Here is a 21,158-nt window from a genome sequence, read left to right on the forward strand (position 1 = left end):
AAAAATCTGAGTTTTATATCGGCTCTCAAATCACTGTCCGTAGCCTGTGGTAGTACTTTATTGTGTAGTTACTCCGTCAAATCTGATGGTAATGTGACCTTTTCATATAAATGCTTTTCGCTATCTTTGCCAAATGCAAAACTCTTTTGAAGATTTCAAGTTCAATAAACAGATCCTCAATGCTATCTCAGAAGCTGGTTATTCCGTTCCGACGGAGATACAGCAGAAGGCTATTACCCCTGTTCTTGCAGGGCAGGATATTATGGGGATAGCGCAGACGGGAACGGGTAAAACAGCCGCGTTCGTGTTGCCTATGTTGATGAAGCTGAAATATGCGCAAGGTAAGGATATGCGTGCGCTTATCTTATCTCCTACGCGGGAGTTGGCCATGCAGATCGAAGAACATATACAATTGTTTTCAAAATATCTTGATCTGCGTACTGTAGTACTTTATGGTGGCCTGGGACCTAAAACGCAAATTGAAAACCTGGAAAAAGGGGTAGATATTATTGTAGCTACACCTGGAAGGTTTTTAGATCTTTATCTGGAAGGGCATATCAATGTCAAGTCACTGAAATTTCTGGTCATGGACGAAGCCGATAAAATGATGGATATGGGGTTTATCTCCAAGATTCACCGTATACTGGAAGTCGTACCCCGGAAAAGACAAAATCTGTTGTTTTCAGCAACAATGAGTGAACTTGTCCGCAAAATTGCAGGAGATTTTCTGGCCTTTCCTACAGTAATAGAAGTTACAGAACAGGCTACTCCGGCTAAGACAGTACAGCAGGCTGTCTATAAAGTGCCTAATCAAAAAACAAAGCTCAATCTCTTACAGCATCTTCTGAAGGATGATGAATCTTTTCACCGTCTTATTGTATTCTGTAAAACAAAGACAGTAGCAGATAATGTATTCCACTTTCTGGAACGCAAATATGGTACAGAGCAGGTAAGAGTGATTCATGCCAACAAAGGGCAGAATACACGTATCAATTCAATCAATGCATTTAAAGAAGGTAATATCAGGATCCTGGTTGCTACAGATGTAGCTGCACGCGGGCTGGACGTTTCTAATGTGAGTCATGTGATCAATTTTGAAGTGCCTATAGTTATTGAAGATTATGTGCATCGTATAGGACGTACAGGACGTGCATTCAATGAAGGAGATGCAATCACGTTCAGTAATCCTGCCGAAGATTATTATGTTCGGAAGATCGAAAAACTTATCCGTCAATCGATTCCGGTTCTCGAAATTCCTGAAGAAGTTTTTGTTGAAAAAACAGGCTTTGAGGAACGTCAGGCTATTGCCCGTGAAATCGACAATCAGAAGAAAAAAGATGATCCTGATTTCAAAGGAGCCTTTCATGAGAAAAAATATATGCTCAATGGAGGCGGAAAACCTAAGCCTGTCAAGAAAACAGGGGCAAAGAAGACGACAGCAACAGGAAAAAAGAAAAAAGGAAAGGCTTTCAAGCCTAGTAAATAATGGGACTGAAACTTACACCGTTAAATATCACGCTTGCCTGTATTCTGGTTTGGTTTTTTAGTGAACTGGGACATCCGGAAACAGCGATGATCTCCATCCCCTGGTTAGGAGTGCTGGTGGTAGTGCTGGCTGTTGTGGATCTTTTATTCAGAGTGTGGATAAAGGATCTGAAACGTGTGTGGATGTTTGAAATAGGATTTATTTTGGTGGTAGGTATTGTCACCGTATTGATAAGAATATAAAGAATATGAAAAAGGCAGAAATTAAATTACAGATAGAACTAGACGAACAGAATGTCCCTGAGACTATTCATTGGACATCCAGTGATGGTGAGTCTTCAGATGAGCTTCCTGCTAAGGCCATGTTTTTGGCACTGTGGGATGCGCAGTATAAAAACTCCATGCGTATTGATCTTTGGACCAAGGATATGCCATATGATGAAATGAAACGTTTCTTTTATGAGACCTTGCAGACTTTAGGAGATACGTTTATCCGTTCGGCTGGCGGCGATCCTATGGCTGATAAAGTGATCGGTGATCTTCGTGATTATTGCGCGCATTTTGCAGAGAAAATGGAAGTTCTGGAACAACAACAATAGTAGATATTTAGTATATGAATTACTTTTTAGTAAAGTCTGAGCCTTTCAAATATAGCTGGGAGCAGTTTAATAAAGACGGACAGACCTTTTGGGACGGAGTGCGTAATTATCAGGCCAGAAATAATATAAAGGCTATGAAAGAAGGTGATCTGGTACTTTTCTATCATAGCAATGAAGGAAAAGAAGTAGTCGGTATCGCTAAAGTAGTCAAAGAATTTTATCATGATCCAACGACGGAAGATGAACGTTGGGTAGTGGTGGATCTTGCTCCTGTGGAGACGTTTAAAAATCCCGTGACACTGGAACAGATTAAAAGTGATACTCTGTTGCAGGATGTCGCATTAGTACGTCAGGGAAGACTTTCGGTTATGCCGTTGAAGCCGGAAGAATTCGACAGAATAGTAGAGCTGGGTAATCAGGGTATTTAGTATGATGATGGGGGAATTGTCTTCTCCGTCGCTTAATATAAATTTCCACCCGCAGGTCTTCTGACTTTTAAAAAGCTATAGGTATGAGTATATATCATTATAGAATACTCATATCTATAGTCTGATTTAATCCTTTTGTTCCAGCATTTTCAGCAGCTTTTTGATCCCCGTAGCATGCTGAGGTTTGATTTTTCCCGCAAGTATCAGTCTGAGCTCCCGACGTTGCAAAGCTTCATCATATAGTTTATGTTCTTTTTCTGTTTCCGGAATCAGCTCAGGTATAGGCTGTGGTTGTGTATGCTCGTCTACAGCTACAAATGTATAATACGCTTCATTAGATTTTACTTTTGTACCTAATGGCAGATTCTGAGCGAATACTTCCATCCGGACTTCCAGGGATGTATTAAAAGCGCGTGTCACCTGAGCTTCTATTGTTAGCACTTCTCCCAGTTTGATGGATCTTTTGAAAGATACATTGTCCACAGACACGGTGACCACAGGACTATTTGCATGTTTCTGAGCTGCCATTGCAGAACATATATCCATCCAGTAGAGCAGACGCCCTCCCATCAGATTATTAAATGTATTGGTATCATTGGGAAGAACAAGCTCGTTCATCACCATGTAAGATTCCTTTGCAGTTTTTGATTTCATATATTTTTACTTAACCATTCAATGGTCTGAATGTTTTGAATTGCTGGTCAATCAGATGCAGACTCTCTCTAAAAGGAGTAGGCCGGTAGTCTAACAGACGTTTTGCTTTTGACAGATCAAATCCGGTTTTGCGGGGTCTGTTGTCTGTTTGTCCTATCGTAGCGGCTGATATCTCGCTGATATATGTACGGTCAAAATTCCAGAAATCAGCTATCGTGTATACGGCCTCTGCAATGCTCATCATTTCTTCACCGGAGATATGAAAGATACCTGTTGGTTGCTTTTCAATAGCAGATTTGCAGGCTCTTGCCAGATCATCCACAAATGTAGGCATACGCCACTGGTCATTGACCACCTTTATCGCTTCTTGTTTACTGAGTTTATCTTTGGCCCATAATACCAGATTAGATCTTTTCTCATCGGCAATAATCCCATATACCAGGATAGTACGAAGTACTGCATACTTGCATTGAGTCAGCGCAAGAGCGCTTTCCGAATTGACTTTACTTCTACCGTAAGCACTTAAGGGATTCGTCGGATCATCCTCTTTATAAGGGCCGTTTTTTCCGTCAAATACGAAATCAGTGGAGAGATGGACAATATAGCTGTTATTCAGAGCTGCATATCTTCCTAATTGTGCTACAACATCAATATTCAGACGCTGGCATAGTTCAGGTTGTTCCTCACAGGCCTCTACGCTTGTTAATGCTGCGGTATGGATGATAGATGCCGGCTTATAGTGTTGCAGTATATTATCTAATGCCTCTGTATCCAGAATGTCCAGCTGTCTAAATGTGTAATCTGCTTTATTGGGATTACGGTTCTCTCCTTTAGAAGTAGCAATGACTTTATACCGGGAATCTGCAGATAAGAGATCTGTCAGTTTTTGTCCTAAAAAGCCGTTTGCGCCGGTGATCAGTACTGTAGTCTTGCTCATCTGCTGGATTAATTGGTAAACTGAAAATCTAATTTTTGTTGCTGTTTCATGATATTATCTATAACCATAAGTTCCAGTTCGATAATACCTTTTAAGGACAGATAATCGATTTTGTCAGCATCATCTGTCGGCATATGATAGTCAGGGTGTCCTCCGGTGTGAAAGAATAGTACCGGAATATCTTTTTTGTAGAAAGAAGTCTGATCTGATCCGCCATTGCCGTCGTGACCTGTATAATATTTGATAGCAGGTTTGATCCCTTCAAATATTTCCGGCCATTTTTTGCTCGTACCATATCCGATTACAGCTACTCCCTGTTGCGGATTATAGCGTCCTATCATATCCATATTCAGCATAGCTGTGATCTGATCTAATGGCAGGGTAGGGTGTTCTGTAAAATATCTGGAGCCGACGAGTCCTAACTCTTCCGCACCGAAAGCTATAAACAGCAGGTTGTAATTTTCTTTTATATTATTTGTGCTGTAATGACGAGCCATTTCCAGCAGAGCTGCTGTACCTGAGGCATTGTCGTCAGCACCATTGTGGATTTTGCCTACGCCCAAAGAATCTTTTGAGCTTCCCTGATGTCCGGTGCCAAGATGGTCATAATGTGCGCCTACTACTACTGTATATGGTGCTCCGTTATCTATAAATCCAATGATATTGTCTGCCTTTCGGATGCTGTCCGGCACTACTACACGGCGTACCTTTGCTGTAAATGTCTGACGGTAGCCTTTTTCTCCTTTCGGGGTCAGTCCGTACTTCCTGAATTGTTTTTCAATATAATCAGCAGCCTTTTTCACTTCTTTACTCCCTGTACCTCGTCCTTTCATCTTGTCTGAAGCCAGAAAATAAATGTGTTTCTTCAATATACTTTGATCGATTTCTTGTGCATAGCCCGTTTTTACTCCCAGTTGTAACAGGAAAAAAATAAAAACAGTTGTTAGGGTTAGATGACGTTTTAACATAGCGCAAAGATAGGAATGTTAGCGGATTGATGGAGAATAAAGGATTGCTTTAACAGAACTGTTGCAATTCTTTTACCTGATAAGGATAAATATTCAGGACAATTATGGGGTATCAAATTATCCTGAATATTCATGGATTATGTTTCAGAGGAATTTAGTCTTCCAGCATTTCGCTGTGGACACTTGATTTTTCCTCGTGTTCTACTTTGAAGTATCTTTTCTGGAACAAGAGTATTAACACCACACCTACTGATATAGCCGAGTCAGCTATATTAAAGATAGGACGGAAGAATAAGAACTCTTCTCCTCCCCATACCGGAAACCAGGTAGGGAAGTGTCCGCTGATCAACGGGAAATAAAGCATGTCTACAACTTTTCCATGGAAGATGGTTTCGTAACCGCCTCCTGCAGGGAACAATGTTGCCGTATTATACCAGGAGCTTTCGCTAAAGATCATTCCGTAGAAAGTGGAATCAATGATATTTCCGGTAGCTCCGGCCAGTATCAGTGCCACATTCATAATAAACCCTCTGTTGTATTTGTGCTTGATCATGTAATGAAGTCCGTATCCGATACCGGCTACAGCTATTATTCTGAACAGTGTCAGAAATAACTTGCCTGCTTCACCACCGAATTCCATACCATAGGCCATTCCATTGTTTTCAATAAAATGTATTTGAAAGTATTCTCCCAGAATCTTGTAACTCTGACCAATGGTCATGTTGAGTTTGACCCAGAACTTGGAGATCTGATCTATCAGCAGAATAATAACAATAAGAAGAATGGGTTTGGTATAGCCTTTCATATATGTCAAAAAGTGGATCCGGCTATCCGCCGGATCCACTTAGGGTTTGTTTAATTAATATTGTTTGTTTTTTGCTTCAATACTTAGCGTGGTATGAGGAACAGCCTTCAGTCTTTCTTTCTGAATCAATTTTCCTGTTTCACGGCATATACCATAAGTCTTGTTTTCAATACGTACCAATGCTGCTTCCAGATTGTCAATAAATTTCTTCTGTCTGGCCGCTAACTGATTTGTCTGTTCTTTTTCTAAAGTGGCAGAACCATCTTCTAATGTTTTATACGTACCAGCCGTATCATCAGTACCATTTGCGTTGCTGTTGTTTAATGATTTTGTTAACGAAGAAAGTTCTTCCTTAGCAACACGCAATTTTTCCAAAATAATGCTTTTGAACTCTTGCAGTTCTACATCGCTGTAGCGAGTTTTTTCTGTGTTATCTGCCATAATTTAAACTTTTACGATTAATACTGTTAGTTCTTTTTCGTCAATTTCTATTTTGTCTCCTGATACAAGAGTTTCTTCAAAATCCAGTGTATCTGCCAGAATTTCAGCGCAAATATACGATAAATTTTCTGTGGCTGCTGCAGTTATTTCCGCATCTGAAGTTAAGGTTACTTTAATTCTGTCCGTTACTTCCAGTCCTTTGTCTTTTCTCAGATTCTGAAGTCTGTTGATCAGTTCACGGGACAATCCTTCTTTTTTCAATGCTTCCGTGATATGTACATCTAACGCAACAGTCAATTTAGCCAGATTAGCCACTTGCCATCCTTCCACATCTTCTGCAATGATTTCCACGTCTTCCGTTGTAATGGTATAAGGCGTATCTGCTAATGCAATTGACCCTTCTTTTTCCAGTGCACTTATAAGGTCAGGAGTCAGATTATTAATTGCCGTTGTTACTAACTTCATATCCTTACCAACTTTCGAGCCAAGAGCTTTGAAATTGGGTTTTATTTTTTTCTTAATAATCCCCGTCGTGTCTGTGATAAACTCTATATCTTTTATATTCGTCTCAGAAAGAATAAGATCCTTTACTTTTTCAACTTTTTCCTGAAACGCATTATCCAGTACCGGAACGAGTATTTTATTTAACGGCTGGCGTACATTAATACCCGTTTTCTTTCTTAACGATAAGGTCAATGACGAAATATCCTGCGCAAGAGCCATTCTCTCTTCCAGTTCACGATCTACCAAATGCTCATGGTATTCCGGGAAATTGGCCAGATGTACAGATTCAACGGTTTCTTTTTTCGTTACTTCATTCAGATCCAGAAATAAACGATCCGAGAAGAACGGCGAGATCGGAGACATCAGTTTGGCTATCGTATTCAGACAGGTGTACAGTGTCTGGTAAGCGGAGATCTTGTCTTCTGAATATTCACCCTTCCAGAAGCGTCTGCGACACAGACGTACATACCAGTTGCTTAAGTGCTCATCCACAAAATTCTGAATTGCACGGGCTGCTTTTGTAGGTTCGTAGTCCGCAAAATACTCGTCTACTTCTTTCGTTAGGCTATTTAACAGTGAAATAATCCAACGGTCTATTTCAGGACGGTTTTCAATTGCAATATCAGGTTCTGTATAGGCAAATTTGTCAATATTTGCATACAAAGCGAAGAACGCATAAGTATTATACAATGTTCCGAAGAATTTACGTCGTACTTCATCCAGTCCTTCTGTATTGAACTTAAGGTTATCCCATGGAGCGGCATTACTGATCATATACCAGCGCGTAGCATCAGCACTGTAATGGTCGATTGTGGCAAACGGATCTACCCCGTTTCCGAGACGCTTGGACATTTTATTGCCGTTTTTGTCCAGTACCAGTCCATTAGAAACTACATTCTTGAAGGCCACGGATTTACGCAGCATTGTAGAAATAGCATGAAGGGTAAAGAACCATCCGCGGGTCTGATCGACACCCTCAGCAATGAAATCTGCAGGGAATGCGGACTCAAAGCCCTCTTTGAACGGGTATTCTTCACCACGAGCCAGCTTGTCGTGATCCAGTCCCCATTGTGCATAAGGCATTGCTCCGGAATCAAACCAGACATCGATCAGATCGGGTTCGCGGAACAACTTCTGACCGCCATCAGATACCAATACGATATCATCTACATAAGGACGGTGAAGATCCAGCGTTTCAGTACCGAACTTATCCAGATAAGCTTTATTTTTTGCTTTTTCATCTTCCGATAGTACTGCTGAAGTCAAAGAAGCCTCGAGTAATGATTTTAACTCCGGAAGTGAACCTATGCAGATTTCTTCATTTTCATCTTCAGATCTCCATATCGGAAGCGGTGTTCCCCAATAACGTGAACGGGAAAGATTCCAGTCAACCAGGTTTTCCAGCCAGTTACCAAATCGTCCTGATCCGGTTGCTTCGGGTTTCCAGTTGATCGTTTTATTTAATGATACCAGATCTTCTTTTACGGCAGTCGTACGGATAAACCAGCTATCCAGCGGATAGTACAATACGGGTTTGTCTGTACGCCAGCAATGCGGATAGGTGTGCTCGTATTTTTTTACATCAAATGCTTTGTTGTCCTCTTTCAGTTTGATGGCGATCAATACATCTGTAGGTCTGAAGTCTTTGTCTGCACGTACTGCATCCGAATAATATTCTTCTTTTACAAAACGTCCTGCAAAGTCAGTGATCTCTTTTACAAAACGTCCTGTTCTGTCTACTGTAGGAACTTCCTTACCATTTTCATCTTTTACCAGAATGCCGGGTACATCATTCTCCCTGGCGACTCTAAAGTCATCCGCACCGTAGGTAGGAGCAGCGTGTACGATACCTGTACCGTCTTCCGTTGTTACAAAATCGCCCGGAATGACACGGAAAGCTTTTTCCTGTAATTCTTCACTTGTGATATAAGGCAGTAACTGTTCATAGCGTAAGCCTACCAGCTCTTCGCCCGTAAACTCTGCTGCAATTTCCCATGGAATGATTTTATCCCCTAGTTTGTAATCCTGAAAGGAGGCTTCTTTACCTTCAGCTTTAAAGTGTTTGGTAATCAAATCTTTTGCCAGGATAACAGATACAGGACTTCCGGTGTATTGATTGAACGTTTTTATTTTGACATAAGAGATTTTCTTGCCAACTACAAGAGCTGTATTCGATGGCAAAGTCCATGGTGTAGTAGTCCAGGCAATAAATGCCACATCTTCTACAGCATCTTCCACCAGTTTTTCCATTGCCGGGTGGATCTGATCTTTGATCAGTCTGAATTCCGCAACGATTGTGGTGTCTTTTACATCTTTGTATGTTCCCGGCTGGTTCAGTTCGTGAGAACTAAGTCCCGTTCCTGCAGCAGGTGAATAGGGTTGTATCGTATATCCTTTATATAAAAGTCCTTTTTTATACAGTTCCTTCAACAGATACCACAGCGTCTCAATGTATTCATTTTCATAAGTGATATATGGATTTTCAAGATCTACCCAATATCCCATTTTAATCGTAAGATCATTCCATACATCAGTGTATTTCATGACTTCTTTACGACAAGCCGCATTGTATTCTTCTACGGATATTTTTTTGCCAATATCTTCTTTTGTGATACCTAATGTTTTTTCAACAGCCAGTTCTATCGGAAGTCCATGAGTATCCCATCCTCCCTTACGTTTGACCTGATAGCCTTTCAGTGTTTTATAGCGGCAGAAAATATCTTTGATAGAGCGAGCCATGGCATGGTGAATTCCGGGCATACCATTTGCAGACGGAGGTCCTTCATAAAAAGTATATGGTTTACTCGCGGGACGGTTACTAATACTTTTTTCAAAGATATTTTCACGTTCCCATCGTTCTAATATTTCTTTGCCGATCTCAGGCAAATTGAGCTGCTTATATTCCTTGTACATCAGTAATTTGTCTTCTGTTTTTAAGGTTGCAAATTTACGCATTTTTAATGAAAGGTGCTAAGTTTAGATGAATATCCATGAAAAAACAAATTATTAATAAAAACAAGGGGTTTTGCTGTGTTGAGCTAACCAGATAATCAATAATATTGCTTGATAAACAGGGTTTTAAATCCTTTTATTTTTTAAGAGACTGCGATGATATAAACGAACAGCGCCCTGAACTTTAAATTCAGGGCGCTGTTTATTTTATGTAAAATTACTTTTTATGCAGAAAATGAACTTCCGCACCCGCAGGTACTGGTCGCATTGGGGTTGTTAAACGTAAATCCTCTTGCATCCAGACCATTTCTGAAATCTACTTCCATACCAGCCAGATATAAGCCGTGTGCTTTATTCATAAAAATACGGATCCCCTCGATCTCGTATTCACTATCTCCTTCTTTCTTTTGGTCAAAACCTAATATATAGCTCATGCCTGAGCATCCACCGCCTTCGACACCAACACGTAAACCGAAGTCTTCCGAAATCTCTTGTTGGTCTCTTAGCTTCTTTAATTCCTTAACAGCACCTTCTGTCAGGGTAAGCGGAGCTTTCTCAACAATATTCTCTGTACTCATCGTTATTTATTTTAAAGTCAACTAAACAAAAATACATATTTTTAGCCAGTTTTGTGATGAAACACAATTTTTGACACTTTGTAAACATTATAGGGAGTATGGATTATATTGAATTTTTTAAGAATTTATTTTTAATTGCTTTTGGCGTTTGTGCAGGATTAATCCTTGCATTCAGGCTTGTGTGGCCCAAGGTAGAAGCGCTGATTATCAAAACAAAAATGCTGGATAAGAAAATGTCGGGGCAAAAGGGAAGTACAGGAGGAGAAAGAGAACAGTTAAAAGCCGGAGCATATGAAAGGTTGCTGTTGTTTACAAGCCGAATAGAACCCCGTAACTTAATAGCCCGTCATCTGGAGGATAATCAGCATGTGCGAACCTTGCATTTACGGTTGATCCAGGAAGTGGAAAATGAATTTCAATATAATTTTACACAGCAGCTGTATGTTTCTGCAGATGCGTGGGAAGCTGTCAGACTGCTAAAAGAAAATACAGTGATTCTGTTGAATAATGCGATGAAAGATCATACAGATACACAGGAAGTATATGCGGAAGAGGTTTTGAAATTTCTGAGTAATTTGCGTCCTGATCCTTACCAGACTACCCAATTGATCATCAGACAGGAAGCTAACCGATAAAACGTAGCCTTGCTGCTGTTAGAGAAAATTTGTTAAAAGATGATTTTATGCCAAAATCAAAATTATTTTGACGATTGATTGAAATAAATAAAATCTTGACACTGAATATTTTTAAGTATTGTACTATATTTGCATTTTCAATCTAAAAGTATAATAATTCACTATTTAAAAGAATAAAATGGAAAGAGATCAGGCCATATTTAATCTTATCAACGACGAGTTGAAGCGTCAGGAAGAGGGCATTGAATTAATTGCATCGGAAAACTTTGTTTCGAAGCAAGTTATGGAAGCGGCAGGTTCAGTATTGACCAACAAGTATGCAGAAGGCCTTCCGGGCAAAAGATACTATGGCGGATGCGAAGTCGTTGACGAAATTGAAACGATTGCCATCGATCGCGCAAAGCAATTGTTTGGTGCTGAATGGGTAAATGTTCAACCACATTCAGGAGCACAGGCGAATGCTGCGGTTTTCCTTGCTATTTTAAAACCGGGAGATAAGATTTTAGGTTTTGATCTTTCTCACGGCGGACACCTTACTCACGGTTCTCCTGCAAACTTTTCAGGTAAATTGTATGAGCCTGTATTCTACGGTGTAGAAAAAGAAACAGGACTTATCGATTATAAACAATTGGAAGAAACAGCACGTCGCGAAAAACCAAAAGTAATTATCTGTGGTGCTTCAGCGTATTCACGTGACTGGGATTATGCACGTATTCGTAGCATAGCGGATGAGATCGGAGCGCTGGTTGTTGCCGATATCTCTCACCCTGCGGGATTGATCGCACGTGGTTTGTTAAATGATCCGCTTCCTCATTGTCATATCGTTACTACTACTACTCACAAAACACTTCGCGGACCACGCGGAGGAATGATTATGGTAGGGAAAGATTTCGAAAATCCCTGGGGAATCAAGACTCCAAAAGGAGAAATCCGTACGATCACTCAATTGTTAGATCTGGCTGTATTCCCGGGTACACAGGGTGGACCATTGGAGCATACTATCGCTGCAAAAGCTATTGCTTACGGCGAAGCATTATCTGATGATTATATGAACTACATCGTGCAGGTGAAGAAAAATGCTGCAGCTCTTGCTCAGTTTTTCGTAGAAAGAGATTATAATATTATTTCAGGTGGTACGGACAACCATTTAATGTTGGTTGATCTTCGTAATAAAGATATTTCAGGTAAAGAGGCTGAAGCTGTATTAGGTAAAGCCGGAATCACAACAAATAAAAATATGGTTCCTTTTGATACGCGTTCACCTTTCGTCACTTCAGGTGTACGTTTTGGTACTGCTGCTATCACTACCCGCGGAATCAAGGAAACAGAGATTATTCAGATCGGTGAACTGATCGACAGTGCTATCAACAACCATGCTAACGATGCTGAACTGGATAAAATCCACAGCAAAGTGAGAGAAATGATGGCTGAATTTCCGCTTTACAAATAAGGAATAGCGATACATTAATGAAAGAGGCATTGTAATACGTTACAATGCCTTTTTTGATAAAATACAAGTGTAAAGCAAATGTGAAGAAATGTTAAAAAACAGTTCTTAAATTTGAATAACCAATTATTTTCTTTTGATTTGAAGTATCAAACAGAACAAAAAACTAAAATAAAATCGCCTATAGGGAAAATTTACTCTTAAAATTCAGTGCTTATTAATAGAATGCTAACTGTTAAATGTTGGGGAAAACGTTATGAAACTATTAAATAAAAAGAAGAGTGATCAAGAGTTAATTCATGCTTATATAGGTGGTGATGAATCGGGTTTGGAAGTTTTGCTGGACCGTTATAAATCAAAAATCTATACTTCTATTTATCTTCAGGTTAAGGATGAACATCTTGCGGAAGATATCTTTCAGGAAACCTTTATTAAGGTAATCAATACATTAAAGGCTGGTCGTTATAATGACGAGGGTAAGTTTTTACCCTGGGTGATGCGTATAGCACACAATATGGTAATCGACCATTTCAGACGCGAAAAGAGAGCTCCTTCTGTTGTAAATGCAGATGGTTTCGATATTTTCGAAGTGCTTCAGTTTGCAGATGATAATGCAGAGTCCAGGATGGTGAAAAATCAACGTGATATCGACTTGCGTAAAATTATACAACTGTTGCCTGACGATCAGAAAGAGGTGCTGATTATGCGTCATTTTTGTGAGATGAGTTTTAAAGAGATTGCGGATATTACTGAAGTTAGTATCAATACAGCTTTAGGACGTATGCGCTACGCATTGAGCAATCTCAGACGAATGATTGAAGAACATAATATGATTCTTCAGACAGGATAAGAATATATTTCAGATATTAGTATTATTAAGTATTTAATGATCAAGGTCGTCCGGTTGATAATTCTGCCGGACGATTTTTTTTACCTCTCCTTATATTTTCATCATTTTCGGAATAGGACAAGATGAACATTCGTCATGTGTAACTCACAAGTAAGAGTTCTTTTTGAGACATTCTGTCATTTTTGTATCTTAGGGGTTGCAAAAGTTGCGATCTGTAAGGATTGGAATACGATTTGATAAGATTTAGATATAAACAGAAAACAGAAAAGATATGTATATAATATTATTTGTGGGCATCATGATTGTTAGTTTTGTTGTCCAGTGGAGATTTAAGAATAAGTTTAAGCAGTATTCGGAGACACCTTTATCCAGCGGGCTTTCCGGAAAAGAGATCGCGCAGAAGATGTTAAATGATAATGGTATTTATGATGTGCAGGTGATATCTGTGGACGGACAGCTGACTGACCATTATAATCCACAGAATAAAACTGTAAACCTAAGCCCTGAAGTGTACGAGGGTAGAAGTGTGGCTGCGGCAGCTGTTGCTGCCCATGAGTGCGGTCACGCCGTTCAGCATGCTACGGCTTATTCATGGCTGCAGTTCAGATCGGCGATGGTGCCGGTAGTGGGATTTGCATCTAAACTGACTTCCTGGATTCTGATGGCGGGTGTTATTATGTTTGCCATATCTAAGGGAGGTAACTACTGGTTGCTTGCAATTGGTGTAGGTGCTTTGGCTATTACGACAGTATTTAGTTTTATCACTCTTCCAGTTGAGTTTGATGCTTCTAACCGTGCACTGGCCTGGTTGAATACCGCTGGTATTACGCATAGCAGGGAAGAACATGACGGAGCAAAAGATGCACTGAAGTGGGCTGCAATGACTTACGTAGTTGCTGCATTATCTGCATTAGTCACGTTACTTTATTATGCGTCCATTCTGATGGGGGGACGAAGAGACTAAACTCCTTCATCATTGTTTAATATTCAAAAGGCAAATGACTATCATTTGCCTTTTTGTTTTCAAAACAGACAAGGGTTGATTGATACAGAGCTGTCCGAAGCAAATCTTTACGTGTAAAGTATGTTATTCATTTCAAGGCAATTTTGTAACTTTGTCCCTTATCAAGAAAAAGACTTTCAATTATCATGTTTCAGAATCTTCAGGATAAACTAGATAGAGCCTTTAAAGTATTAAAAGGTCAGGGTAATATTACAGAAATCAACGTCGCGGAGACAATGAAGGAAATCCGTAAGGCCTTACTGGATGCGGACGTTAACTATAAAACAGCTAAGAGTTTTACAGATGATGTAAAACAGAAAGCGCTTGGTCAGAATGTACTGACCAGTATTTCTCCGGGTCAGTTGCTGACCAAAATCATGAATGATGAGCTGACCGAACTTATGGGCGGTGCAGTTACGGAATTAGATACATCAAAAAATCCGACCGTTATCCTTATTGCTGGTCTTAACGGGGCAGGTAAAACTACCTTTTCAGGAAAGCTTGCCAATTATCTGAAAGATAAAAAAGGAAAGAAACCTTTGTTGGTTGCAGGTGACGTATATCGTCCTGCAGCGATTGACCAGTTAGAAGTATTGGGTGGTCAGGTCGGTGTTCCTGTATTTGTGAATCGTGAATCTAATGATCCTATTGCTATTTCTCAGGCCGGTGTGGAAGAGGCAAAACGTAACGGTCATAATGTAGTGATCATCGATACGGCAGGACGTCTGGCTATTGATGAAGCACTGATGGTTGAAATTACTGCGGTAAAAGAAGCGACCAAACCTCAGGAGATCTTGTTTGTAGTGGATTCGATGACGGGACAGGATGCTGTGAATACGGCTAAGGCATTCAATGATCGTCTGGATTTTACAGGTGTGGTGCTGACTAAGTTAGACGGTGATACCCGCGGTGGTGCAGCTTTATCTATTAAATCTGTTGTCAATAAGCCTATCAAGTTTATCGGTACAGGGGAGAAGATGGAAGCATTGGATGTCTTTTATCCGGATCGTATGGCTTCCCGTATTCTGGGGATGGGTGACGTTGTATCTTTGGTAGAACGTGCTCAACAGCAGTTTGATGAGAAACAGGCAGCCGAACTTCAGAAAAAAATCCGTAAGAATAAATTTGATTTCAATGACTTTAAATCCCAGATTCAACAGATCAAGAAAATGGGTAATATGAAAGATCTGATGGGCATGATTCCGGGAGTAGGTAAGGCGCTGAAAGATGTAGAGGTAGATGATAATGCATTCAAGCCTATTGAAGCGATTATTGACTCTATGACTCCGTTTGAGCGTGAAAATCCGGATGCTATCGATCAGAAACGCCGAATTCGTATTGCCAAAGGATCCGGAACAGACATTAATGAAGTCAATAAACTGATGAAACAGTTTGGGGATATGCGTAAAGTAATGAAGCAGATGTCTAATCCGGCTATGGCTGCTAAAATGATGCGTAATATGCCTAAAATGCCGGGCAGATAGATGATATAACAACGGACACGTTTTTTTAAGTCATTAAAAAACGAGATTATAAAATTACAGGAAATAAGCAAAGTCTGTCAGACTTTGCTTATTTTAGTAATAAAAAAATGCTAATTTTGTGTTATGGATGATCCCGCACAGTTATCAGAATACGGCAAGATCCTTATCATTGCTTTGGTAGGAATCCTGTTGGTGTGTGCGACCATATTTCTTGCGAAATTAATTTCTCCTAAAAAGCCTAATCCCGAAAAATTGAGTACATACGAATGTGGTGAGGAATCTCAGGGAACCGCCTGGATTCAGTTTAATCCGCGTTTTTATGTTATCGCCTTAGTATTTTTATTATTTGATGTCGAATTGATCTTTGTATTCCCCTGGGCTACTGTGTTCGGTCAGAGTGAATTTATCAATGCTGACCTGCGTTGGGGATGGTTTACGATGGTCGAAATGGCTATGTTTCTGGGTATATTAGTTTTAGGATTAGTATATGTTTGGCGTAAAGGAGATCTGGATTGGGTGAAACCCACGCATGTGACACCATCCGTACAGGTGAATATTCCCGCCGGAGCTTATGAAGCATTGAATAATAAGACGTACGCTGTCCGTGATTATAAAGCGACAGCAGAAACTGCAGATGAGACATCCGATCAACCTAAGGTAGAAAGCAAACCGAAAATCGGGTTCAGACCTGCATTTAAAAAACCGGGAGCATCATCATGAGCATAGAAAATCAATTACAGAATAACGGTGTAGTAGTCGCAAAGCTGGATGACCTGCTTAACTGGGCCAGACTGTCATCCATGTGGCCTGTCAGTTTTGGTATTGCCTGCTGTGCAATTGAGATGATGGGGGCAATGGCCTCTACATACGATCTGGATAGGCTGGGTGTATTTCCAAGACCTTCTCCGCGTCAATCGGATGTTATGATCATTGCAGGTACAGTTACCTTCAAAATGGCGGATCGTATCCGTAAGCTCTATGAGCAGATGCCTGAACCTAAGTATGTAATTTCGATGGGTTCATGTTCTAATTGCGGAGGTCCTTACTGGCAGCATGGTTATCATGTGGTAAAAGGGGTGGACAGGATCATACCGGTGGATGTATATGTACAGGGCTGTCCTCCACGTCCGGAAGCATTAATTGGTGCATTTTTAGAATTACAAAAGAAAATAGAAAAAGAAAGTATTTTAGGTGAAACCTTGTTTCACGCTAGCGTATAAAAGATAAAATTATTTATGGCAAAAGATTTTTATGGTGAGTTGCAATTAGGGATTTTGGGCGGCGGACAATTGGGACGCATGGTCATCCAGGAAGCAATTAATTATAATGTTAATATACACGTCCTCGATCCGGACAAGAATGCTCCATGTCGCAAATTGTGTAACCGGTTTGAGGTAGGATCATTAAGCGATTTCCATACCGTATATAATTTTGGTAAAGATCTTGATATGCTTACTATTGAGATTGAAAAGGTAAATGTGGATGCACTGGAAAAACTGGAGGAGGAGGGCGTGCAGGTATTTCCGCAGTCACGTGTTATCCGATTGATCCAGGATAAAGGCTTACAGAAGCAGTTCTTCAAACAGAATGATATTCCTACAGCGCCTTTTCAGCTGATTTCTACAAAAGAAAATCTGCTGAATGCGAATATTAATATTCCGTATATCCAAAAATTGAGAAAGGACGGATATGATGGAAAAGGTGTGAAAAAGATTGCTTCACAAGAGGATCTGGAACATGCTTTTGAGGAACCAAGCATGATTGAGGAGTGGATTGACTTTGAAAAGGAGATTGCTGTAATCGTTGCCCGCAATGATAAGGGGGACATTTCTGCATTTCCCTTAGTTGAAATGGAATTCAACCCACAAGCTAATCTGGTCGAGTTTCTGATCTCTCCATCAACATTGAGTTTTGAAATTCAGCAACAGGCTGAGGAAATCGCTAAGAAGATCGCCAATGATCTGCAGATCGTAGGGTTACTGGCTGTCGAAATGTTTTTGACAAAGCAAGGTGAGATTCTGGTCAACGAACTTGCACCAAGACCTCATAACAGCGGACATCAGACAATAGAAGGAAACTATACTTCTCAGTTTGCGCAACATCTGCGGGCTATTTTTAATTTGCCTTTAGGCAATACCAGTACGCGTAGCAATGCCGTGATGATCAATCTGCTGGGAGAAGAAGGATACGAAGGATTGGCAAAATATGAAGGAATAGAAGAGATCCTGGATATGGAAGGTGTATATCTGCATTTGTATGGTAAAAAATATACAAAGCCATTCCGAAAGATGGGACATGTCTGTATCGTGAATGATAACAGAGAACTGGCGATCAGTAATGCCCGCAAAGTTCAGGAAATATTAAAAGTAAAAGCATAAAAATAATGAGTTTAGATAATAAGCCTTTAGTGGGTATAATAATGGGGAGTAAATCAGACCTTCCTGTTATGCAGGATGCGGTTGATGTACTTAAGACATTGGGTGTATCTTTTGAAGTGACTATCGTGTCAGCACACCGTACGCCTCAGCGTATGTTTGACTATGCTGCAAGTGCTGCGGAGCGTGGTCTCAAAGTGATAGTGGCAGGTGCAGGCGGAGCTGCTCATTTGCCAGGTATGGTAGCTTCTATTACACATTTGCCTGTTATCGGTGTACCTGTTAAATCTTCAAATTCCATTGATGGCTGGGATTCCGTACTATCCATTCTGCAGATGCCGAATGGTATACCTGTAGCAACAGTAGCGTTGAATGCGGCAAAGAATGCCGGTATTCTTGCAGCTCAGATTCTGGGTACATCGGATTCTGAACTGACGCAGGCACTTATCCGATTCAAAAAGGAATTGGGAGACAAGGTTGAGGAAACGGCCCTTGAAGTCGAGAACATGAAATTCTAAATAGAAACAAAAAAGGGAAGTGCGAACTTCCCTTTTTTGTTTTTATCTGACCTTTGTTAAGGTGTTTTCTACGTAATCGTAACTCTTTTTGATGCTGGCAAATTTGTCAGCCATATAGATGTCGTCCTGCTCTACGAAAGCATACTTCAGACCCGATTTGTCTGCGTATTTGACAATGTTCGTAAAATCTATATTGCCGGTACCAACTTCCGCATATTTGATTTCCTTTATAATATCCCCGAATCCGAGTTTGTCCTGTTCACCTCCTACTATTGGTTTGGTAAAGGCTTTGTCCATATCTTTCACGTGCCACATAGAGAAGCGGTTTGGATATTTTTCAAAGTAAGATTGAGGGCTTAATCCTGATTTTTCAATCCAGTAAAGATCGAGTTCAAAATCTACAAGTTCTGGTTCTGTAAATGCAATCAGGATATCTAATCCTTTTGTTCCGTTAGGCTGATCTCTGAACTCCCAGAAATGGTTGTGATAACCCATCTTAATACCGGATTTTTTGGATATTTCTCCGGCTTTATTGAGTTGTTCTGCGGCGTATTGGTAATCTGCAGATTTTAAAGCATTGATGTCAAACATAGGCGTTACCGGAGCGACGACATAAGATTGGCCTAATTCTTTGGCAATCTCTACATAGCGTTCGACGCTTTCTTTATCTTCATGATTTTTGCTCAGGTATTTTGACAGATCATAATGTCCACTGTGTGTTTCCAGATTATTATCGTCTAATAGCTTTTTAAAATCCTTGATCGGTAATCCGAAAAATTCTCCTTTGGCCACATCTACACCAAATGTCTCGACGTGTTTGTAACCAATTTTTGCGATCTTCTCAATTGTTCCCTTTGCATCTTTTGCCAATTCATCCCTTAGGGTGTACAATTGGATTCCGATATGCTGGAAAGGTCCTTCTGCGATCTTTTTGGATTCACAGGAAAGAAGATACGGACTTAAAAAAGCTGCTGAAACACCGACACCAGCTTGTTTTAAGAATTTTCTCCTAGATTTGTTCATAGTTTGTTTTTTAAGATAATCCAATGTCAATTTACACAATATAAAACTAAATAAAAAGAGCCCTTAATTTTAAGGGCTCTCATTATCTGAAATATCAGGACTTAGACAGTCATAATATCTTTTTCTTTCAATTCGGCCAGTTTATCTACCTGTACGATGAAACTATCTGTTAGTTTCTGTACTTCAGCTTCACCAACTTTAATTTCATCTTCTGAAGCACCGTCATTTTTAAGTTTTTTGATAGACTCGTTTGTATCCTTACGGATGTTACGAATAGCTATACGTCCTTTTTCAGCTTCTTCTTTCGCTTTTTTTACAAGGTCACGTCTTCTTTCTTCAGTTAATGCCGGTACTACCAGACGAATTACAATACCGTCATTTTGTGGATTAAGACCCAGATTAGAGTCAATAATTGCTTTTTCGATAGCACTTATCAATGATTTTTCCCAAGGTTGGATAACAATTGTGCGTGCATCTGTGGTATTGACATTACTTACTTGTGCTAATGGGGTAGGGCTTCCGTAATAATCTACAGAAATACCATCTAACATAGACGGGGATGCTTTACCTGCACGGATTTTTGTCAATTCAGACTCCGCGAATGATACTGCTTTAGTCATTGAATCCTTACAGTCATCAAGTTGAAGAGAAATCAGTTCGTTCATATTATGTTTGTTATATTTTCTTATGTATTATTAGCGGACAACAGTTCCTACGTGTTCTCCGTTAGCCAGTTTTTTCAGGTTGCCTTCTTTGTTCATATCGAATACAATGATAGGCAGGTTGTTTTCCTGACAAAGTGTGAATGCTGTCATATCCATCACATTCAATCCTCTTTCGTAAACTTCGGTGAAAGAAATCTCGTCAAAACGGGTGGCTGAAGGATCTTTTTCAGGATCTGCTGTGTATATACCGTCTACACGTGTACCTTTCAGTACTGCATCTGCATTGATTTCGATAGCTCTTAATGAAGCTGCTGTATCTGTTGTGAAGTACGGATTTCCAGTACCAGCTCCGAAGATGACAATTCTTCCTTTTTCCAGATGTCTTACTGCTCTTCTGCGAATAAAAGGTTCACAGATCTGTTCCATCTTGATCGCTGTAAGAAGACGTGTTTTTAACTCGACTTTTTCAAGTGCATCCTGAAGAGCCATACTGTTGATCACTGTTGCCAGCATTCCCATGTAATCTGCCTGAACACGATCCATACCAGATTTTTCAGCACTTAATCCTCTGTAGATATTACCTCCTCCAATAACGATTGCGATTTCCATACCCAGGCTATGGATTTCTTTGATGTCATTGGCATATTGTCTGACACGGTGAATGTCGATGCCGTAATTCTGTTCGCCCATTAAGGCTTCTCCGCTGAGTTTGAGTAGGATGCGTTTATATTTCATGATTTTCTTTTGGAAGTTTTCCAAAAGCCAAAGATATGATAATTTTTTTAATCCCTTTATTGCCTGTTTGAA

The 21,158-nt window shown here is 40.0% G+C and carries 23 protein-coding genes; 13 read left to right on the forward strand and 10 right to left on the reverse strand.

Annotated features, from left to right (window positions below; genetic code table 11):
- Nucleotides 1–133: 133 nt before the first annotated feature.
- From HMPREF0766_RS00120 to HMPREF0766_RS00135, 4 genes are read left to right on the forward strand one after another with little or no spacing between them, the layout of a single operon-like run.
- On the forward strand, nucleotides 134–1,486 hold the full coding sequence (locus HMPREF0766_RS00120; protein ID WP_002992661.1) for a DEAD/DEAH box helicase: 1,353 nt from the start codon (nucleotides 134–136) through the stop codon (nucleotides 1,484–1,486).
- On the forward strand, nucleotides 1,486–1,728 hold the full coding sequence (locus tag HMPREF0766_RS00125) for a hypothetical protein (RefSeq protein WP_002992664.1): 243 nt from the start codon (nucleotides 1,486–1,488) through the stop codon (nucleotides 1,726–1,728). The genes HMPREF0766_RS00120 and HMPREF0766_RS00125 overlap by 1 nt, the downstream gene beginning before the upstream one ends.
- Nucleotides 1,729–1,733: 5 nt before the next feature.
- A complete protein-coding gene (gene gldC / locus HMPREF0766_RS00130) occupies nucleotides 1,734–2,084 on the forward strand; it encodes a gliding motility protein GldC (protein WP_002992666.1) in 351 nt (116 codons plus the stop codon).
- A 14-nt stretch (nucleotides 2,085–2,098) separates the two neighbouring features.
- Nucleotides 2,099–2,512 carry an EVE domain-containing protein gene (locus tag HMPREF0766_RS00135; RefSeq protein WP_002992668.1) on the forward strand — a complete coding sequence of 138 codons (414 nt, stop codon included), beginning with the start codon at nucleotides 2,099–2,101 and terminating at the stop codon, nucleotides 2,510–2,512.
- A gap of 126 nt (nucleotides 2,513–2,638) precedes the next feature.
- On the opposite strand, the gene HMPREF0766_RS00140 is transcribed toward HMPREF0766_RS00135, so the two are convergent.
- The 7 genes from HMPREF0766_RS00140 to HMPREF0766_RS00170 form a co-directional block, all read right to left on the reverse strand.
- Nucleotides 2,639–3,166, reverse strand: coding sequence for an acyl-CoA thioesterase (locus tag HMPREF0766_RS00140; protein WP_002992670.1), 528 nt, complete (start codon nucleotides 3,164–3,166; stop codon nucleotides 2,639–2,641).
- Nucleotides 3,167–3,176: 10 nt separating this feature from the next.
- On the reverse strand, nucleotides 3,177–4,103 hold the full coding sequence (locus HMPREF0766_RS00145; RefSeq protein WP_002992672.1) for an SDR family oxidoreductase: 927 nt from the start codon (nucleotides 4,101–4,103) through the stop codon (nucleotides 3,177–3,179).
- A gap of 8 nt (nucleotides 4,104–4,111) precedes the next feature.
- The gene (locus tag HMPREF0766_RS00150; RefSeq protein WP_002992675.1) at nucleotides 4,112–5,071 is read right to left on the reverse strand and encodes a M20/M25/M40 family metallo-hydrolase; all 960 of its coding nucleotides are present in this window, start codon (nucleotides 5,069–5,071) and stop codon (nucleotides 4,112–4,114) included.
- 154 nt (nucleotides 5,072–5,225) lie between these two features.
- Entirely contained in the window at nucleotides 5,226–5,876 is a 651-nt protein-coding gene (locus HMPREF0766_RS00155) for a lipoprotein signal peptidase (RefSeq protein ID WP_037459432.1), read from the reverse strand.
- Nucleotides 5,877–5,930: 54 nt separating this feature from the next.
- Entirely contained in the window at nucleotides 5,931–6,317 is a 387-nt protein-coding gene (locus HMPREF0766_RS00160; RefSeq protein WP_002992681.1) for a TraR/DksA family transcriptional regulator, read from the reverse strand.
- Nucleotides 6,318–6,320: 3 nt separating this feature from the next.
- Nucleotides 6,321–9,776, reverse strand: coding sequence for an isoleucine--tRNA ligase (ileS, locus tag HMPREF0766_RS00165; RefSeq protein WP_002992683.1), 3,456 nt, complete (start codon nucleotides 9,774–9,776; stop codon nucleotides 6,321–6,323).
- Nucleotides 9,777–9,997: 221 nt separating this feature from the next.
- Entirely contained in the window at nucleotides 9,998–10,351 is a 354-nt protein-coding gene (locus HMPREF0766_RS00170) for a HesB/IscA family protein (protein WP_002992685.1), read from the reverse strand.
- Nucleotides 10,352–10,449: 98 nt separating this feature from the next.
- On the opposite strand from HMPREF0766_RS00170, the gene HMPREF0766_RS00175 reads away from it, so the two are divergent.
- The 9 genes from HMPREF0766_RS00175 to purE all read left to right on the forward strand — a co-directional run bounded on the left by HMPREF0766_RS00175 (nucleotide 10,450) and on the right by purE (nucleotide 18,663).
- The gene (locus HMPREF0766_RS00175; protein WP_002992686.1) at nucleotides 10,450–10,986 is read left to right on the forward strand and encodes a DUF7935 family protein; all 537 of its coding nucleotides are present in this window, start codon (nucleotides 10,450–10,452) and stop codon (nucleotides 10,984–10,986) included.
- Between the two features lie 178 nt (nucleotides 10,987–11,164).
- Nucleotides 11,165–12,436 carry a serine hydroxymethyltransferase gene (gene glyA, locus HMPREF0766_RS00180; RefSeq protein ID WP_002992688.1) on the forward strand — a complete coding sequence of 424 codons (1,272 nt, stop codon included), beginning with the start codon at nucleotides 11,165–11,167 and terminating at the stop codon, nucleotides 12,434–12,436.
- Between the two features lie 253 nt (nucleotides 12,437–12,689).
- The gene (locus tag HMPREF0766_RS00185; RefSeq protein ID WP_002992691.1) at nucleotides 12,690–13,283 is read left to right on the forward strand and encodes an RNA polymerase sigma factor; all 594 of its coding nucleotides are present in this window, start codon (nucleotides 12,690–12,692) and stop codon (nucleotides 13,281–13,283) included.
- Nucleotides 13,284–13,554: 271 nt separating this feature from the next.
- Nucleotides 13,555–14,247: a zinc metallopeptidase gene (locus HMPREF0766_RS00190; RefSeq protein ID WP_002992692.1), complete on the forward strand. Its 693-nt coding sequence runs from the start codon at nucleotides 13,555–13,557 to the stop codon at nucleotides 14,245–14,247.
- A 185-nt stretch (nucleotides 14,248–14,432) separates the two neighbouring features.
- Entirely contained in the window at nucleotides 14,433–15,770 is a 1,338-nt protein-coding gene (gene ffh, locus HMPREF0766_RS00195) for a signal recognition particle protein (protein WP_002992694.1), read from the forward strand.
- A 123-nt stretch (nucleotides 15,771–15,893) separates the two neighbouring features.
- A complete protein-coding gene (locus HMPREF0766_RS00200; protein ID WP_002992696.1) occupies nucleotides 15,894–16,490 on the forward strand; it encodes an NADH-quinone oxidoreductase subunit A in 597 nt (198 codons plus the stop codon).
- Complete coding sequence (locus HMPREF0766_RS00205) at nucleotides 16,487–16,990, forward strand: NADH-quinone oxidoreductase subunit B (protein WP_002992697.1); 504 nt, start codon at nucleotides 16,487–16,489, stop codon at nucleotides 16,988–16,990. The genes HMPREF0766_RS00200 and HMPREF0766_RS00205 overlap by 4 nt, the downstream gene beginning before the upstream one ends.
- A 15-nt stretch (nucleotides 16,991–17,005) precedes the next feature.
- Nucleotides 17,006–18,148: a 5-(carboxyamino)imidazole ribonucleotide synthase gene (locus tag HMPREF0766_RS00210; RefSeq protein WP_002992699.1), complete on the forward strand. Its 1,143-nt coding sequence runs from the start codon at nucleotides 17,006–17,008 to the stop codon at nucleotides 18,146–18,148.
- 5 nt (nucleotides 18,149–18,153) lie between these two features.
- On the forward strand, nucleotides 18,154–18,663 hold the full coding sequence (gene purE / locus HMPREF0766_RS00215) for a 5-(carboxyamino)imidazole ribonucleotide mutase (protein ID WP_002992701.1): 510 nt from the start codon (nucleotides 18,154–18,156) through the stop codon (nucleotides 18,661–18,663).
- A 42-nt stretch (nucleotides 18,664–18,705) separates the two neighbouring features.
- Here purE and HMPREF0766_RS00220 read toward each other — a convergent pair whose 3' ends face one another.
- From HMPREF0766_RS00220 to pyrH, 3 genes are all read right to left on the reverse strand, one after another.
- On the reverse strand, nucleotides 18,706–19,686 hold the full coding sequence (locus HMPREF0766_RS00220; RefSeq protein WP_002992702.1) for a sugar phosphate isomerase/epimerase family protein: 981 nt from the start codon (nucleotides 19,684–19,686) through the stop codon (nucleotides 18,706–18,708).
- A 101-nt stretch (nucleotides 19,687–19,787) separates the two neighbouring features.
- Nucleotides 19,788–20,351, reverse strand: a complete 564-nt coding sequence (gene frr, locus HMPREF0766_RS00225) for a ribosome recycling factor (RefSeq protein WP_002992704.1) — start codon at nucleotides 20,349–20,351, stop codon at nucleotides 19,788–19,790.
- Between the two features lie 30 nt (nucleotides 20,352–20,381).
- The gene (pyrH, locus tag HMPREF0766_RS00230; RefSeq protein WP_037459803.1) at nucleotides 20,382–21,086 is read right to left on the reverse strand and encodes a UMP kinase; all 705 of its coding nucleotides are present in this window, start codon (nucleotides 21,084–21,086) and stop codon (nucleotides 20,382–20,384) included.
- Nucleotides 21,087–21,158: the final 72 nt, after the last annotated feature.

Origin of the sequence: Sphingobacterium spiritivorum ATCC 33861 (assembly GCF_000143765.1) — a bacterium.
Classification (GTDB): Bacteria; Bacteroidota; Bacteroidia; order Sphingobacteriales; family Sphingobacteriaceae; genus Sphingobacterium; species Sphingobacterium spiritivorum.